The 16514-nt window shown below is 46.6% G+C and carries 17 protein-coding genes, 1 tRNA gene and 1 riboswitch; of the genes, 6 read left to right on the forward strand and 12 right to left on the reverse strand.

What is annotated here, in order from left to right:
- Positions 1-113 precede the first annotated feature (113 nt).
- Positions 114-875 carry a transporter substrate-binding domain-containing protein gene (locus tag ACKU40_RS02430; protein WP_320174951.1) on the reverse strand — a complete coding sequence of 254 codons (762 nt, stop codon included), beginning with the start codon at positions 873-875 and terminating at the stop codon, positions 114-116.
- Between the two features lie 256 nt (positions 876-1131).
- On the opposite strand from ACKU40_RS02430, the gene ACKU40_RS02435 reads away from it, so the two are divergent.
- The gene (locus tag ACKU40_RS02435) at positions 1132-1638 is read left to right on the forward strand and encodes a hypothetical protein (RefSeq protein WP_320174952.1); all 507 of its coding nucleotides are present in this window, start codon (positions 1132-1134) and stop codon (positions 1636-1638) included.
- A 95-nt stretch (positions 1639-1733) separates the two neighbouring features.
- Positions 1734-2240 (forward strand): hypothetical protein, encoded by a 507-nt coding sequence (locus ACKU40_RS02440; RefSeq protein ID WP_320174953.1) that lies wholly within the window; start codon positions 1734-1736, stop codon positions 2238-2240.
- A gap of 91 nt (positions 2241-2331) precedes the next feature.
- Here ACKU40_RS02440 and thiE read toward each other — a convergent pair whose 3' ends face one another.
- From thiE to thiS, 5 genes are read right to left on the reverse strand one after another with little or no spacing between them, the layout of a single operon-like run.
- On the reverse strand, positions 2332-2982 hold the full coding sequence (thiE, locus tag ACKU40_RS02445; RefSeq protein ID WP_320174954.1) for a thiamine phosphate synthase: 651 nt from the start codon (positions 2980-2982) through the stop codon (positions 2332-2334).
- Positions 2983-2991: 9 nt separating this feature from the next.
- The gene (gene thiF, locus ACKU40_RS02450) at positions 2992-3615 is read right to left on the reverse strand and encodes a sulfur carrier protein ThiS adenylyltransferase ThiF (protein WP_320174955.1); all 624 of its coding nucleotides are present in this window, start codon (positions 3613-3615) and stop codon (positions 2992-2994) included.
- On the reverse strand, positions 3612-4733 hold the full coding sequence (thiH, locus tag ACKU40_RS02455; protein ID WP_320174956.1) for a 2-iminoacetate synthase ThiH: 1122 nt from the start codon (positions 4731-4733) through the stop codon (positions 3612-3614). Before thiH ends, thiF begins: the two co-directional genes overlap by 4 nt.
- A gap of 6 nt (positions 4734-4739) precedes the next feature.
- Positions 4740-5516 (reverse strand): thiazole synthase, encoded by a 777-nt coding sequence (locus ACKU40_RS02460; protein WP_320174957.1) that lies wholly within the window; start codon positions 5514-5516, stop codon positions 4740-4742.
- A gap of 5 nt (positions 5517-5521) precedes the next feature.
- On the reverse strand, positions 5522-5722 hold the full coding sequence (gene thiS / locus ACKU40_RS02465) for a sulfur carrier protein ThiS (RefSeq protein WP_320174958.1): 201 nt from the start codon (positions 5720-5722) through the stop codon (positions 5522-5524).
- Positions 5723-5780: 58 nt separating this feature from the next.
- A riboswitch (TPP riboswitch) is annotated at positions 5781-5883 on the reverse strand.
- Positions 5884-6054: 171 nt separating this feature from the next.
- Here thiS and ACKU40_RS02470 point away from each other — a divergent pair.
- Positions 6055-6993, forward strand: a complete 939-nt coding sequence (locus tag ACKU40_RS02470) for a HEAT repeat domain-containing protein (protein ID WP_320174959.1) — start codon at positions 6055-6057, stop codon at positions 6991-6993.
- A 76-nt stretch (positions 6994-7069) separates the two neighbouring features.
- Here ACKU40_RS02470 and phoU read toward each other — a convergent pair whose 3' ends face one another.
- The 3 genes from phoU to ACKU40_RS02485 all read right to left on the reverse strand — a co-directional run bounded on the left by phoU (position 7070) and on the right by ACKU40_RS02485 (position 9651).
- Positions 7070-7738, reverse strand: a complete 669-nt coding sequence (phoU, locus tag ACKU40_RS02475; protein ID WP_320174960.1) for a phosphate signaling complex protein PhoU — start codon at positions 7736-7738, stop codon at positions 7070-7072.
- 150 nt (positions 7739-7888) lie between these two features.
- Positions 7889-9361, reverse strand: coding sequence for a sodium/pantothenate symporter (gene panF / locus ACKU40_RS02480; protein WP_320174961.1), 1473 nt, complete (start codon positions 9359-9361; stop codon positions 7889-7891).
- Positions 9358-9651: a YhdT family protein gene (locus ACKU40_RS02485; protein ID WP_320174962.1), complete on the reverse strand. Its 294-nt coding sequence runs from the start codon at positions 9649-9651 to the stop codon at positions 9358-9360. The genes panF and ACKU40_RS02485 overlap by 4 nt, the downstream gene beginning before the upstream one ends.
- Before the next feature lie 233 nt (positions 9652-9884).
- On the opposite strand from ACKU40_RS02485, the gene ACKU40_RS02490 reads away from it, so the two are divergent.
- Together ACKU40_RS02490 and ACKU40_RS02495 are read left to right on the forward strand one after the other, a co-directional pair.
- Positions 9885-10688, forward strand: a complete 804-nt coding sequence (locus tag ACKU40_RS02490) for a substrate-binding domain-containing protein (protein WP_320174963.1) — start codon at positions 9885-9887, stop codon at positions 10686-10688.
- Positions 10675-12837, forward strand: coding sequence for a PAS domain-containing protein (locus ACKU40_RS02495; protein ID WP_320174964.1), 2163 nt, complete (start codon positions 10675-10677; stop codon positions 12835-12837). The genes ACKU40_RS02490 and ACKU40_RS02495 overlap by 14 nt, the downstream gene beginning before the upstream one ends.
- Positions 12838-12896: 59 nt before the next feature.
- On the opposite strand, the gene ACKU40_RS02500 is transcribed toward ACKU40_RS02495, so the two are convergent.
- From ACKU40_RS02500 to ACKU40_RS02510, 3 genes are all read right to left on the reverse strand, one after another.
- Positions 12897-13745: an FRG domain-containing protein gene (locus tag ACKU40_RS02500; protein WP_320174965.1), complete on the reverse strand. Its 849-nt coding sequence runs from the start codon at positions 13743-13745 to the stop codon at positions 12897-12899.
- Positions 13746-13832: 87 nt separating this feature from the next.
- Positions 13833-13919, reverse strand: a tRNA-Leu gene (locus ACKU40_RS02505).
- A 59-nt stretch (positions 13920-13978) separates the two neighbouring features.
- Positions 13979-15676: a YcaO-like family protein gene (locus ACKU40_RS02510; RefSeq protein WP_320174966.1), complete on the reverse strand. Its 1698-nt coding sequence runs from the start codon at positions 15674-15676 to the stop codon at positions 13979-13981.
- A 150-nt stretch (positions 15677-15826) separates the two neighbouring features.
- Here ACKU40_RS02510 and ACKU40_RS02515 point away from each other — a divergent pair, with 150 nt between their 5' ends.
- Positions 15827-16504 (forward strand): TVP38/TMEM64 family protein, encoded by a 678-nt coding sequence (locus ACKU40_RS02515; RefSeq protein WP_320174967.1) that lies wholly within the window; start codon positions 15827-15829, stop codon positions 16502-16504.
- The last annotated feature ends 10 nt before the right edge of the window (positions 16505-16514 follow it).

The raw sequence follows: 16514 nt of genomic DNA on the forward strand, positions 1-16514 counted from the left end.
GAAACCTCACGAATTAACTATAACTTAAATATCAGGGAAATAAAATAGATTGTTATGTTTTATGAAATCTAATCTTCCTGCAGCCATCCCATAAGCAGGTAGCTTGAGGTGGATTATTTGTTCAGCTGTTGTCTGTATTTGTCGATAATTTGATCCAGCTTTCCGTTAGCCCGGATAATATCAATGCCTCGTTGGAGCTTTTTTACTAATGAATCATCTGTTGCATTGTTAAAGGCGCAATACATATCCCCCGTATTGACTGTTTTTATTATCTCATAATTATTGGTGTTGATATTTAAATTTTTCATTTCATTGAAAATAGCATGTGGGTTGCTGAAGATTATATCCACCCTGCCGTATTGTAACTTTTGAACCAGCATTTTTATGGTTACTACTGCTTCTACATTTTTCTTATTAAAACCCATTTTAATCAAAGTGTCATAAGAGATTGCATCTCTTATTGCTGCAGTTTTAAGCCTTTTAAGGTTGTTGATAATATTTATTTTTTTGTTTTTCTTTTTTGAAATAAAGGAGCATTCGTAGCCTGTTATTGGGCCTGCCCATTTAAAAAGAGACTCCCGCTTCGGGCTTCTTACGGTGCTTATTGTACATGTGTTTGGTGCTGAAAGTATCGTTTTATATGCTCGCGCCCATGGAATGATTTGTACATCAGAAGCAGGTCGCTTTATGTTTACAGCTGCGAGTGCTTCTATCAGTATTTCAACGTTTATTCCCGTTGCAGTTCCATTGCTGATGTAGGCATAAGGGATTATGGATTCCACCATGAATGTGGTGTTGTGCAAAGATTGTGCTGATGCTGTGTTACTGAACATCAATAGCATAAATATGGCGTATAAAAATAGGCGTAGGATCATTTATTCCTCACTTATTTCCTTCATAGCACAAAATTAATGTTCACTGAATATATTTATATGTCTAGCAGGTAATATTGTTTCCCGCGTTTAAATTCGCAAGCATTTTATTTTTGCTCGAACATGCTTTGTTGCGTTTATTGAATATCAATTTAGAGAAAGTTTAAATTTTATCTAAAGAACCTTTTTTGTTATTCCGATAATATCTCTATTGATTAGTGTGTCTAATTTTACACAATGAAATTGTTAAGGAGAAGCAATGAAAAAAGCAATGAAGATTGTACTGGCGATGGCAATGGTGCTGCTGATGAGCGGCGGGGCTATGGCAGAGGAAGCTTTTAATGCGCAGGGAAGTGCTATAGTTCCCCATGTGAAAAGCTATAGAAGTTCTAAAGGAGGTTTGTACACGAGTTTTTACATATCAAACATTACAAATCAAAATGTAAGATGCAAAGTAGATGTTTATGATCAGAGTGGAAACAATGTATCCTCTTATGGTGACGTGTGGACCATTGTTTCGGGTCAATATCAGTTAGCAGCAGGTGGTGATGATGTCTTTGATATTCCTGCTTATTCAACGCGATATTTTAATTTTACGAAGTCAGGGATCTTAATGAGAACAATGGGGTACGCAGTTATTAAATGGAATTCAAATGATCCGCAGATGACCAAAGCTCTTGTTAGTACAGCTCAGTATACAGGAGGTACATATAATGATTATTTGTATGGTGGGGTTGCATACATCAACAACGGCCAGCCCTTCTAGTCTAATTTAAAAACTATCCAACCCGCACTCCTAAATCGAAGCTTATGGTTTAGGGGGCGTTTATAGTTCTTAGATTTTAATTCAAAGGAGAAACAATGAAAAAAGCAATGAAGATTGTATTGGCAATGGCAATGGTTTTGCTGATGAGCGGCGGGGCTATGGCGGAGGGGACTTTTGTTCCGCAAGGGGGGATAACAGTTCCGGGAATAGTGTACTTATACACAAGTTCCTCTAATTATATGCTCCCGCGATTTGTATTAACAAATATTACAGGTGAAACCATTCAATGCAAAGTTAGGGTATATGATCATGAAGATGTCGATATAACTAATCTTAGTCAGATTGTTAAAGGAGGTCAAAGTAGTTGGCCTGTTATTGCTACAGGAACCGGAGATTTCGAAATTCCGGCTCACAGTACCCGTCTGTATTGGATGTTGTCCCCATCAGGAATAAAAAGAACTGCCGGTTATGCAACTATTGAGTGGTCTTCGTCTGATTCGAAATTGCGCAAAGCTTTGATCGGATCAATTTGGAGAATGAGAAGTGGTGTAGGTGGATTTACGGATACAAATAATCCATTAAATAATTCACAGCCGTTTTAATTCAAACGTTACCAACCCCGCACCCCTGAACCGGAGCTTACTTATATTTCGGTTCAGGGGTGTCTTCATGTGAGTGGTTCCGATTTAAAATTTATTTGGGCATTGCAGAGCGCAGGTCTTTGATCATGCCGCCGATATCATCTGCGCTGACGATTTCGGTGACGAGGGCTACGCATTTTGCGCCACGGTTCATTACCTCGGCAATGTTGTGCTCTTTGATACCGCCGATAGCTACGAAGGGAATATTGATATTCTTGACTACCCAGTCGAGATATTCGAAGCCTACGGGATCAACAACATCATCTTTGGTGTAAGTCTTAAAGATGGGACCTACGCCGATGTAATCTACACCAGCCTCAACAGCAGCCAGTGCTTCTTCGGGAGCGTGGGTGGAAAGGCCGATGGCCATTTCATCACCGATGAGCTTGCGTACTGCGTGGACCGGAAAATCTTCCTGCCCGATATGGATGCCGTCCGCTTCGACCATCATGGCGAGATCGATGTCGTCATTGACGATGAAGGCGGCCCCGGCTTCGCGGGTCATGCGGCGGATTTCCATGCACTCTTCATACTTCTGCCCGGACTTGATTTCCTTCTCACGGTACTGGATCAGTTTGATGCCGTTATCGAGCATCTCGCGGACAACTTCGATATTGGAGCGGTCCTTGGAAAATTTCAGGGCGGTAAGACAGTAAATATCTGTATCAAGGATGTTCTGGCGGGTGATTTTTTTGGTGCTCATTTTTTATACCTATTTGGCTTCTTGGAATTTGTTCAGGTAATGATTGAGAACAATGTCGGCCTGTTTGGCGGCGCAGATTGCTACCCTTGGTGAGAATGGCGGGGTCTCGGCATTGCACTCGGTTTTCATGTCTCCGACAATGTAGAAGTTGTCGCGGACCTTGCGGGTTTTGATTTCATCCGTATTGCCTGTGCCGCCCATTCCTGATGCCGTTACCAGCAGTTTGCCCGTGGGCAGGAATGTTTCTACAAGTGCTTTTTTGGCTGCTGCGCCGTCAAAGGCTTCGATGATAACATCGCACTCGCCGAACAACTCATGAACATTTTCACGGCTGACAGCGGTAGCATGAGCAGTTATGTCGAGGTCCGGGTTGATGGATTTCAGGTTCTCGCAGAGAGCATCAACTTTGTTGGTGCAGACCTGTTCCATGAAATAGAATTGGCGGTTGAGGTTGGATTCCTCGATCCGGTCAAAGTCGGCAATGACAAATTGCTTGAACCCACTGCGTACAAGGTACATAGCGCAGTTGGAACCCAGTCCTCCGGCTCCTGCAATGCCGATGTGGACCGCTTGCAGGTAGCGCAGACGGTCCTCACCGAGATATTTTGCTATGCCTTGCTCTGTGCTGTTCACGATGCTTCCTGCAAGGGATGCCAGTCCTTGAATACGGGCTGGTAGCCGTGTTTACGGAGCACCGCGCACATTTCGTCCACACTGCGCCCATCACTGATATCGAATTGTCCTACCTTTTCCTCTTCGTCGCAGGTATGTCCGCCGACTTCTGTGGAAACGCCTGCGGACATGCGGGTTACGCCCAGCGGCAGGATGTTCTCGCGGAAATCCGGTGCTTCGCGGGTGGAAATGGTGATTCCGCAGCGGGGCAGGAATATACGCAGGGCCAGCATGTTCTGCACAAGGGCGGTGTCGCTGACAAGGGATTTGGGAGTGAAGGCATCACCCACATGGGTGCGGATACGCGGCAGTGATACGGCGATGTCTACTTCGGGATATTTGTTCTGCAGATAAGCGGCGTGAATGCCTGTTTTCAGGGCATCATTACGCCATTCATCAAGGCCGAGCAGGGCGCCGATGTTGACCACGCGCATTCCGGCTTTGCAGGCCCTTTCAGGTGCATCAAGGCGGAAACGGTAATCGTGTTTCGGTCCTGCAGGGTGCAATTCCGGATAGAGCTTTTCGTTGTAGGTTTCCTGAAACATGGTCATGCCGTCCACACCGACCTCAACCAGACGGGAGTATTCTTCCTCGGTCATGGCGTAGATTTCAATGGATACGGACGGAAAGTGTTTACGCAGGATTCCCACAGCGGATTCAATGTATTCCGGGGAAGATTTGGCCCGGGCATCCCCGGTGAGGATAAGCAGGTGCTTAAGTCCGGTGGAGGCAATTGCCTTGGCTTCTTTTTCCAGTTCTTCCGGGCCCAATTGAGAGCGGGGAATGTCGTTTTTGGTGTTGAAGCCGCAATAAACACATTTATTGGTGCAGAAGTTAGCCATGTACAGCGGAGTAAACAGCTGAATGGTCCTGCCGAAGTGCTGTAAGGTCAGCTGACTTGCTTTTGCGGCCATTTCTTCGAGAAAGGGAACTGCTGCGGGGCTTAACAGGGCAAGAAAGTCTTCGGGGCTTAAAGTTGTCTTGTTAAGGGCGCGCCTGACATCGTGTTCAGTTATGGATCCGAATTGCTCGGCAAGGGGGGCGTCGTTGTATTCGGCGCAGATGGGATAGAAGCTCATTTTATTTTATCCTTCGTGCAGGAATCCGGTAAGTGGTGAGGAGGCCTTGGCATGGCTGTGTTTTGCTCCGGGACCGGAAAGGTAAGCCTCGCGCCCGGCTTTTACTGCCCTACCGAATGCTTTAGCCATCATTTTGGGATCGGATGCAGTAGCAATGGCGGTGTTGACCAGACAGGCATCGGCCCCCATTTCCATGGCCTCGCAGGCTTCGGAGGGGCGGCCGATTCCGGCATCCACGATGATCGGCAGGTCGATTTCGTCGATCAGGATGCGCACCATTTCGCGAGTTTTCAGGCCGCGGTTGGTTCCGATGGGTGCGCCAAGGGGCATGACTGCTGCGGCTCCGGCATCCACCAGTGAGCGGGCGATGTAGAGGTCTGCGTTCACGTAGGGCAGGACCACGAATCCTTCTTTGGCGAGGATTTCGGTGGCCTTGGCGGTCTCGTAGCCGTCGGGGAGCAGGTATTTGTTATCGGAAATGACTTCGATTTTGATCCAGTTACCGCAACCCATGGCTTTGGCAAGGCGGGCGATGCGGACTGCTTCTTCGGCTGTGCGTGCGCCGGAAGTGTTAGGCAGCAGCTGCATGTGTTTGGGAATGAAATCCATGACGTTTCCGGTCTCAGATTCGAGGTCAACGCGACGCAGGGCCACGGTGATGATCTGGGAGCCGGAAGCTTCACAGACGTCCGGGATTACGGAATCGTCGGCGTATTTGCCTGTTCCGGTCAGCAGACGGCTTTCGAATTCAAGGCCGCCCAGTTTGAAAATATCGTTGTTCATTGTAATCAACCTCCGCCTACAAAGCGCAGTATTTCGAGGTGGTCCCCGTCATTTATTTGTGTGGAGCCGTAGTTTTCAGCCGGGATGATTTCCATGTTGAGTTCAACAACTACGGTGTCCGGTGTGAGATTTTTGGAATCCAGCAGTTCGAGGATGGTGATGTTTTCGGCCAGTTCGGCTTCTTTGCCATTCAATTTTACGATCATTTTCACTCCGTAAAAAAAAAGCTCACCACGTAGGGCGAGCGCAACAATAGATATAACTACAGAATCTATGTAGCTTCCCTACGGCGGGATTACCCGCATCAGGTTCGAAGGGACAGGCTATTACGCCATCTCAGCCAGATAAGGCACCCCCAGCTGCGGAAGAGACTAGACAAAACGGATAGCAGTGTAAAGGGGAAAAGATTTAAACTGGACTCAGAGATCCTGTTGTTTTGTCATAATAGTTTTATATTTATCTTGAGATTAACTTGAGTCTGGAATATTGCATCCGTTAGTTTTATATTAATTATTATATAGTAAAGGAATTGAAGATTATGAATTTGAAAGGTCTGTTTCTGTGCCTTGCGGCATCGCTGCTGATGCTGGGAGGCTGTTCAAAGTCGTTTAATGTTGCTCCGCCGACCCCTTCCAGTGTGGATTATTCCGGCCCGGTTGAAGAGGAAGTTGTTTTTGCACTTGAAGACGTACGTAGCGCGGAAGATAAACAGTTTTCCGTAGGGACTCTCACCGCCTATCTGGACATTAACAATGAAGTGGAGTTCCTGCAGAAATATTTGGAAAAAGAGTTGCAGATGCGTGGCGTTCACATCGGCAAAGACGGTGCAACAGCCCACCCCGTCAATCTGGAAATTCACAAGTACCGCATCCGTAACCACCGCAGCAGCGGATTTTCTCCCTACTTTACTTTTATGACTTTCAGTGCCGACCTGTATGATGGCAATGAGAAGCACCGCATTACCAGTTATTTTAAAAACGGCAAAGTTCCCATCTGGGCATTCCGTGAGGTGGAGCATCCCTGCTACAACGTTCCCATCAGTCTGATGGTCAAGGAGGTTGCATCCAAGGTCAACAGGCATGTGATGAAGTATGTTGCTTCCGATGCCGATGTAGAGCGTCTAGTCCGTGATATTAAAGCCGATGATGACAGCGACTACAATTACCTGAAGGTACTGGAGCTGGGCTACACCAATAACCCGAAAGCTATTACGCCACTCATGAATCTGACCAGGCATGATGACACCATGATCCAGTCTTGCGCGGTAAGCGCTCTGGGCATACTACAGGCGGAAGAAAAGCTTCCGTTTCTCATAGAATATTATCGGGAACACGAGAACACTCAGAAGTTTATGGCTTTGAAAGCCATCGGGGACATGGATAATGAAGCATCCCACGCTTTCATGGATTCGGTTAAGAATTCGAAAGATTATGAAGATGAGGAAATGATCAAGGAAGTTGTTGATCTTTATTATTAAACAGCTTCGTCATTGAATTTAAAAAGGGTGGAAACACAACAGCGTTCCCACCCTTTTCCTTTTAAAAAAATCAAATTTATTTCTTTCCAGCAAAATACTCAGCATATTTAATGAAATAGATATGCTCGGCAATGTTGGTGATATGGTCGCCGACACGTTCAAGACAACGCATGGTGAAGAGCAGGGAGATGAATCCTTTCCCTTCGAGGTCTTCAGCTTCCACGCAGTCTTTCATGCCGGTTACACCTTCCTTGAACAGGGCATCTACATTGCTGTCGCTGTGCCAGACATCAAGTGCTTTTTCCACACTCAGTTCCTTGAATGCTTCAAGGATGCTGGAGAGCATGGCGTTTAACTCCTGACCCATATGCTGCACATAGCCTAGATGCTGGGTGTGTTCCTCAGCAAAGCCGCGTTTGCCTTTCTTTGCAATGCTCTTGGCATAGTCGGCAATACGTTCAAGGTCGGAGGCAATTTTGCTGGCGGTCAGGACATAACGAAGATCAGCGGCTTTAGGCTCCATCTTGGTGATGATCATCAGGGACATTTTGTCCACTTCATGTTCAAGATCGTTGATCTTTTCATCCATTTTAACGATAGCTTCAGCGTTTTCGGGATCATTGTCCTCGAAGGTCTTGATAGCCTTGTCCAACTGGTCGAGTGCCAGATTACCGAGTTCAAGGACAAGACCCTGAAGCTCGGAAAGTTCCTCTTCATATACTTTCAGAGGATGGTGCATATCCATATTATTCACTCCTGTGCCCGGACTGGAGGGCTTTTATATTAGGTGGCAGTTATTTCCAAACATGCTTCGCAGTTAGCAATTACGTTATCTTTGTTACGAAAACATGTCGGACCTGTTTCGGGATAGTGGATATAACTGCCGTAAGTCCTTTTATGCAGGAGTCCGGTTGCTCCTTGTTCTGGAGTGTCCGGCATATGAGCCGAGTACAAAAGCGGTCAGTGAGGCCAATGTTGTCGGCACAATAGCATGCACACCGCCCATGGCAGGTTTCATGACGGTCAGCACAATGAAGGTCCCCACGCCGATGACGATGGAGGATATGGCTCCGGTGGAGTTGGCGTTATCCCAATACAGCCCGATGACAATGGGGCAGAGGAAAGCCGCTTCCAGTCCGCCGAAAGCGAAAAGGTTGATCCAGACCAGCAGGTCCGGCGGCTCAATGGCAGCCACGAAGACCATCAGTCCTACAACTACGGTACAGATCAGGCTCATTTTCTTGAGGCTGACCAGAGTCATGCGTGAAGCATCACCCTTAAGACGGTAGTGAATATAGAGGTCCTTGATGATGGCTGCGGATACCAGCAGAAGCATGGAGTCGACTGTGGACATGATTGCCGCCAGAGGTCCGGCAATGAAAACTCCGGCCCAGAACGGGGAGAGAAGTTCTACAATGAGTGAAGGCATAGCCAGATCGCCTGCCGGGAGCTCGGGAAGAATCGCACGCCCAAGAGTTCCTGCGAGGTGTGCACAGAGAATCATAAAACCGATGAGCAGGGTGCCGATGATCATGGCATCATGCATGGCTTTGGAGTCTTTGTAGCCCATGCAGCGTTGGGTGGTCTGAGGAAGACCAAGGATTCCGATACCGACAAGCACCCAGAAGGAAAGGGTGAACGGTTGCGGTACAGCATCTTTGGGACCGGTGGGAGTAATCAGGCCGGGGTCAATGGCCTTGAGGGACTGGATGCAGTTTTCCATGCCTCCGCCCGCATTAATGACCGCCAGCAGGATAACCACTACAGCCACAACCATGACAATCCCCTGAATGGCATCAGTGAGTACCACAGCCCGGAAGCCGCCGATGGCGGTATAGAGGACCACGCTAACCCCAAAAAGTCCGAGACCTACAATGTATGGGTATCCGGTTACGGTCTGGAAGAGTCTTGCTCCGCCGATGAACTGTGCCAGCATGGCAGCCATGAAAAATACAATCAGAGCCACCGAGCAGAGGATGACCACAGCGTCGCTTTTGTAGCGGGCGCGCAGGAAATCTGTGATGGTTACGGAATCGGTTTTACGGGCCATGATGGCAAACCGTTTACCGAGGATGCCAAGAGTGAGGAAAGTAGTGGGGACCTGAATCATTGCCAGCAGAACCCAGCTCAGTCCCAGCTTGTAAGCCACGCCGGGACCGCCGACAAAACTGCTGGCGCTGGTGTAGCTGGCAATAATGGTCATAGCCAGCACCATGCCGCCCATGGAGCGTCCGCCGATGAAGTAATCTTCGATAAAACCTTTGGAGGAAGTTGTGGATTCAGCCTTATTGCGTGCCCACAGAGCCACGCCGAATGACAGCGCCAGATAAATAATTACCGGGATGACGGTCAGCATTGTGTTGCTCATGACTGCTGCTCCTTATTTATCTCGTCAATTTCTTCATCAAGGGGCATATCCTTGAATTTGAATCTGACCAACGCCCAGAGCAGGACGGTGATGAGCGGATAGCCTACGATGCAGCTGTAGAAGAACCATTCCGGCAGTCCGAAGACATATTCATACTGGTCCGGGTCTCCGCTGCCCATGCCGTAGGCACAGACGTACCACCAGATAAAATAAAGGGCGTAAGCCCCGAGAGTTAGCAGGGCTTCTTTGTTCGCCTGCGCAAACCGCCAGTCCTTGGGATGTTTGTCCATGGTGATTGGCCTCAAGGTGAAAAGTTTATTATTGCGTGGATCAGGCGTGCTACTGACGCCGCGGGTTGAGTGCCTTATGGATGGGATAAATGCAAGTTTTTTGTGGCAGAGTGAATCTAAGTGGAAGCTTAATTCTCTCATTCAGGCAGGTTTCTCAATATTTGATTCAAATTTATGTTATGATATAAGTTGTTTTCGCCAACATATGCAAACTTGAATCAGGGAAAGTAAAAATGAAATTGTGCCAGCTATTTAAAAATATTAATGAACTTGTCCTCACTCTCTTTCTTGTACTGGGGTTGACTGTTATGTCCGGGTGCCAGCAGCAGAAAGTTGAGCAGAAAAAAGAATTATTGATCTACTGCGGCATTACCATGATTAAGCCCATGAGCGAGATAGCGGGAATTATAGAACAAAAATATGATTGTAAGGTGCTGATAACCAAGGGTGGTTCAGGTAACCTTTTAAAATCTATTAAAGCTAACAAGATAGGTGATCTCTATCTCCCTGGTTCCGGCTCTTATATTCAAGCATGTCTTGAGCAGGGATTGGTTACGGATACAGGTCATGTGGGATTCAATAAGGCCGCTATGATGGTCCAAAAAGGTAATCCCAAGAATATTCCTGGTAATCTGGATAGTATGGCCGACAATGGTTACTATGTGGTTATCGGTAATCCTGAAAGTGGCAGTATCGGGCGTGAGACTGAGAAAATTCTGAATAAAAAAGGTATATTCGCCCAAGTTGCCGACAATGTGCAGATGATGACTACAGACTCGAAAGATCTTGTCCGCGTGCTTAAGGATAAAGAAGCGGATCTTGTTATTAACTGGTATGCTACTTCAACTTGGCCGGAAAATAGCGACAGTTTAAGCGTGCTGCCGATCAGTGATAAGTATGCTGGAAAAAAGAAATTGATAATCGGATTGCTGAGATTCTCCCGTTACCCTGAGATTTCCAAGGCCTTCATGGAGTATGCTTCCAGTGCTGAGGGCAAAGCCATATTTAATAAGTACGGATTATATGATGTTAAGTAGAAGACTTTCCGGCCTGCTCAAGGAGCAGGTTATTTCTAAAGTTTTATTTCTTTGCTTGGTTTTCTTTGTCGCTTTTGCAGTAATTTATGTTGTGGACAGGGTACAGTTGAACTCTCTGGATCGCTACAATCACGAAATCGAGAGCCAGCAGGCCCGCTCCGAACTGGGTAAGGCCATCATGCACCGGCTGCTCATGGTGGAGCTTGGTATTGCAAGGATGGTCGATACCACCGACCTGCGTAAAGTTGAGGTCATCAATAATGATATTAATCACAGCTTTAGCAAGCTTGAAGATATTTTGGCCGTACTGCAGGGGGGAGGAACTTTTAAGAACACTTTTCCGGCTAACTTTTACGATAGGGATGAAGTTGACGAATTGATTTCCTTTCACAGGGGAAAGGAAGCCGGATATGTTCTGGAAGTTATTGACCTGAATCCCAAGATTTATGAGCTGGAAGTAGCTACCGAAGGTATTTATTCTGTTTTGCGCAAATTGCTTAGCACGGATGATAGTCCTTCATTGAAAAAAGTCCACGATGCTTTGAATTTTCGGGTTATGCAGATTGAAGCCCTTATTCTCAGGGCGAGAGAATCATCCAGTAAGATTTTTCATGAGACTCAGATAGAAATAAAGAGGCTGAGTTCGCTTAAGGAACAAGCCATCACCGGAATGAATAATTTAAGGTTGGGAGTTCTTGCCGTCTCCATCCCGGCCTGTTTGTTCATTTTTTTTCGTATTATTTTCAACATTCGCACTATTCTGGAGGATCGGGAATCCAAGGCCAGAAACCTTGAAGAGGCCAAGTCCGCCATTGAAACCATTCTTGATTCAATCCCGGTCGGGATGGTTATCGTCAATGAGAAGCGAGAGGTTATCAAGGTCAATTCTGAGGCCTTACGGCTTTTTGAAGCTGACTCAGCGGAAAAGGTCCTCGGTAATCGCTGCGATAAGGTATTTTGTTTTTCTTCTCAACATGACTGTCCGTTTTTACATAATATCGGGGGGGCTTATGAGAATGAGGTGAAGATTAAGACCGCCAGAGGTAAAGATGTTACGGTGTTAAAGAATGCCGCTTATATTACCTTGTCAGGCGAGCGTCTTGTTCTTGAAGCATTCATGGACATAAGTCAGCGTATTGAGATGGAAAGACGTCTTAAGAGTCAGCAGGATTACACTAATGCTGTTTTGCAGGGAGTGCAGGCCGGAGTTGTTGTCATTGCTGCCGATACTCATACAATTGTGGATATGAATGAAACCGCAGCCCGGCTTATAGGTGTGAATCGTGAAGAAGCTTTGGGAACTGTCTGCCACAAATATATTTGTCCTGCTGAAGTAGGGAAGTGTCCGGTTATTGATCTTGGGCAGGAAGTTGACCATGCCGTGCGCAGGCTGTCTAACGGTAAGTCGATTTTAAAAAGTGTTGTGCCGTTCAAGCGGGGAGAGGACACTTACCTGCTGGAGAATTTTGTGGATATCACTGACAGAGTGTCTGTTGAAGAGCAACTCAAGGAAGCTATGGAATCTGCCGCTGCTGCAAGTAAGGCAAAATCAGAGTTTCTATCCCGTATGAGTCACGAGTTGAGTACCCCTCTTAATACCATTGTTGAATTTTCAGATGTTTTATTGAGTGACGATGCTCTGCCGGAAAAATTGCGATCTAATGTAGATCATATTGCTACTGCCGGTCATCATTTAAAAGAGAAGGTTTCTGAGGTTTTTGAATTTTCGATGGTTGAACACGAAAACTCTGCCATTAATACTGAAGTGGATGAACAGTCTGAACAGGTGGAAGCCGATGAACCTGTTCCTACTCTCTTGTGCATTGATGATGACCCCGAAAATATTAATGAAATGCGGAAAATATCTTCCAAATGGAACAGCTTCACTCTGGTCATCCGTGAAACCGTTGAAAAAGGTTTACGGGCAGTTTCTTTGTTGAGGCCCGACATCGTTCTAATCAGTGAAAATCTGGCCGGAGATATCTTCGAGCAGGTAGTTGATGAGGTTCGCGCTCATGGTGTGGACAATTGGAGGCCGTTTGTTGTGCTGCTGGGCGATGGCACGGTTAAAGGTTCTGACAGCAAGATGAGTTTGCCAGTAAGCATTGATGGAGTGAAGCAAATTGTGACTGAATGTAAGGTTAAGTAAAGGGGGATGCTCTCATCGGTATTTTGGTTGTACGTATTTCTCCTTTTGAATAATTAGCTTTATGTTCCAATATAATGAATGCAGCCTAGAATGTCGTGTGTGGGCATTTTTTTATCGAGAAATACTTGATAGCCTTGATCTACTGTTGCCGGGGGGAACATGAAATGTGTTTGAGTCAGGGGCGTTTGTCCAAGCCATTTAAGGGCTTTGGTTGTTTTTATTCTTAAAGTTAGAACTATGTAATTTTGGTAGTTGATTGTTGTGTCGTCAATTATACTAGCTCTTGCTAGAAGTCCGTGTTGAGAATGAGGTCTTAAGTACATTGATGGAGCTGCTGTACGAAGGTCTATCACATTCATTCCTGTGGATGTTTTTATATGTCCGGCTCCAATTTTTCTAGCCTCGTTTCCAAATTGCATAAGATAGATAAAGCAATACTCATTATCATTTTCTTCAAAGTGTAGGTATTGACCATATTTTCCAGCAGTGGTTGCTTTGTGACAAGCAAACCATAATGAACTCCATATATTATCGACAATATCAATCCATCTGGTTTTGAATCCATAGTGTTGTAGTATCGGTTCATAAGCATTCTCAGGTGTGTTTGTTATGAATATGGAATTTTCTTTTGCCTGCAATTTTATGTAATCTTGAAGTTGCCTTACTCTAGCATCACCTGTTCCAGAACGTTCAATGCCCCTAAAAAGGCTTGGGCGCATTTCGCCATAATGTTTAGATTGACCTCTGAAATATACCGGTCCGAATTCAGAAAGGCTGTATTTGGCATAACCAGCCAGCTGGGAGAGTGCATGAGGAGTTTCAATGTCAAAAAAGAATTTTTCAGCGTTCCATTTGCTTTGCATGTCTAAAGCCTGGAAGTCATCTAAAGCTAATCTTGGATGTTTCATGCTGTTTCCCATTTTGAGACAAGTGCTATGTTTTTAAAGTAATTTGGCGGATTTCCTTCAAGAGAAAATCCGCCAATATTATTCTTGTGGTACCCGAAGTGGGATTTGAACCCACACAAGCGTAAGCTCGAGGGATTTTAAGTCCCTTGCGTCTACCAATTCCGCCATCCGGGCACGGAAAGTAATGCTTGATATACTTTGTCTTTTAAGTAGTCAAGCTTAGAGAGAACATATTACAGAAGATTTTTTATGTCGAGATAGTTCCGGTAAAGTCTTTTGCTGATGCGTGAGAACTTATCGAGGTCGGAAACAATTTCGAGTCCGGGGATGATTGCCCTTGTTACCGGGATCTCGAGATCCTTGCGGGTAAGGTCTACGTAGTAGGGGGCAAATCCGTTGGCTGCCAGAGTGTTTTCAATAACCATTACATCACCTTCCGCACTTCCGGTGGTCAGGTCGGGCAGGTCTTCCAGCTTGCGTACCGGAAGCCCTTCCGGAATTTCAGAAGTGGGCGGTCCGGGGAACGGATATGGAATCTCGGTGAGTGCCGAGAGCAGGGCGCGTTTGCCGGAAAGCGAACAGCCGCCGCCCTTGTTAATGTCTCCGTGCTTGCCCACGGCAAAGGCGGTGTAGCAGGGGATGCCCAGTTCGGATGTCATATCCTGAAACCATACGTTTATGCCGCTTTCTTGCATGGCATTAAGGTGTTTCTGGACTTCAGGGGCTTCGGATTCAATGGTGAAGCATCTCTCTTTATTAAAGGGAATGGTGGTGTTGCTGTCGCGTTCCAGAACTTCCAGCAGTCCGCTTAGGCGTGCTTCAGCCATGGTGTTTCCTGAGGCAAGTCCGGTGGAGCTGAGCCCGCTGAACAGGTTCTGCTCATCAAGGTTACAGAACAGGAATACATGCTGTACCGGAACTTTTGCCTGTACATGTTTTTCCCCGTCAAATTTTTCTGCAGGCATCCACCAGATTTCCTGACCTTCGTAAGGAGCTTCAAGGCCGAGGTTATCGGGGTTGATTGCCGGAACTTCTTTAGAAATCTCAGCGTATGATCCTTTGCTGACAGGCAGGGATGCTGTGCGGTTGGCAACGCCGGATTTGCCGATGCTTGCGTAGGAACTTACCCTTTCGGCAACTTCCATGGCACAGGATACACAGGCCTGCTCATAGGTGAATCCTCGGCCGTAACTGGTCTGGATGGCGCGCAGGGAGTTGCTCAAACATCCGTTGTCGGTGCGGTTGTCGACCATCCAGTGATGAAGCACGGCAAAGGGACTGAGGCATCCTTTCTGACGCATCTGAGGTCCCATGAATACGCCGATAGCTTCAAGCTTCTTATTGGCATTGGCGGTGACTTCCTCGATGGGTGCGCGCTCTTTGGCCGGGGGAAGTTTTGATTCATTTTCCAGTTTTTCTCGGATAGCGGAGGCGGTAGTGAAATCTTTGGAAGGCAGCTCTTCGTTCATGTAGAGCTGTTCAATCCCGGCTTCTTCAATTGTGGGCAGTTCCTCATGCATTTCCATGTTTTCAGAGAAAATACCGGTCCATTTGTTATGCAGGGGCTGGTCTGGCAACAGATGGGAGCGTAGGTGCAGAGTCGGGCTGTATTCCTTGAGTTCTTGCGCATCAAAGGTTGCTTCTACTTCAGAACGCAGAGAGTCAAGGCGGGGATGGGTGATGACTGCTTCGTAAATGAGGGCGGCAAGAATGTTCTTTTTAGGATCGTCCTTGATTTCCTCGATCAGTTTTTGGATTTTGCGGGTGCGGTGCTTGCCCAGCATGTCCAGCATATGGCGGTGCATGAATTCATCGTATGGATGTTCTTCCAGATAGGTCAGTACTTCAGAGAAGCTCAGGTTGGGACCGGGGAACGCGGCAAAGCATCCGGTTCCGGAAAGGGTGTCCATGAGTTTGAGTTCGTAGCGCATATTTTCCCCTGATTATTGTTTTCTGAAATTAATTTTTTCAGTAATTAAATATTGAGTCGGTCAGCGAGTGTTATCCTTATCCTTGATGGATGTCACGTCAACTTCCGACCGTGAAGGTATGATATTTAAAGCGTCAAGTGAAGAGGGAATATGCATTCGAAAAAATCTCATTCAAAAAAAATGATTCTGCATGCTACTGTTATTATGGCGTTCGTGGGTATCCTTTCTTTTGCGTTGGAGCATTACGGGGAGGGGCACCTTTCCGCACTCACTGCATGGATTGAAGCCAGCGGTAACTTTGCTCCCTTCTTGTTTATGGTCATAAATGTGATCGGAATGGTGCTGGTGATTCCCCAGACACTGTTTACGGTGGTAGCTGGAGTCCTTTTCGGCGCCGTGAAAGGAACGGTCATGTGTTTGGTCAGCATGGCTGTGGGGTCTTCTTTGTCTTTCCTTCTGGGAAGGTTCGTGTTGCGCGGGCGGGTGTTTAAGAGATTTCGCAATGATCCGAATTTTATGAAAATGGAAATGCTCAGCCGTAAGCATCCGTTAAAGGTTCTGGCTTTAAGCAGGATTGTTCCTGTGGTTCCTTATTCTGTTGCCAACTATCTTTGGGCGGCAACTGGTGTGCGCTTCCTGCCGTTCCTGATCATGAGTGTTGTTTGTTTGATTCCTGAGACCGTTTTTATGACTGCCGGTGGGCATCTGTTGTCCTCCGGAGTACGCATGGGTACTGTGAATTGGAAAATGCTGGCTGTGCTGGCAGCCGCAGCAGTGCTGATAGCTATATTGGTTCGAGCCGTGAGGCGAAGCCTTGATCAGGAATGATTATTCGGCT

This window comes from Maridesulfovibrio sp., from assembly GCF_963666665.1.
Taxonomy (GTDB): domain Bacteria; phylum Desulfobacterota; class Desulfovibrionia; order Desulfovibrionales; family Desulfovibrionaceae; genus Maridesulfovibrio.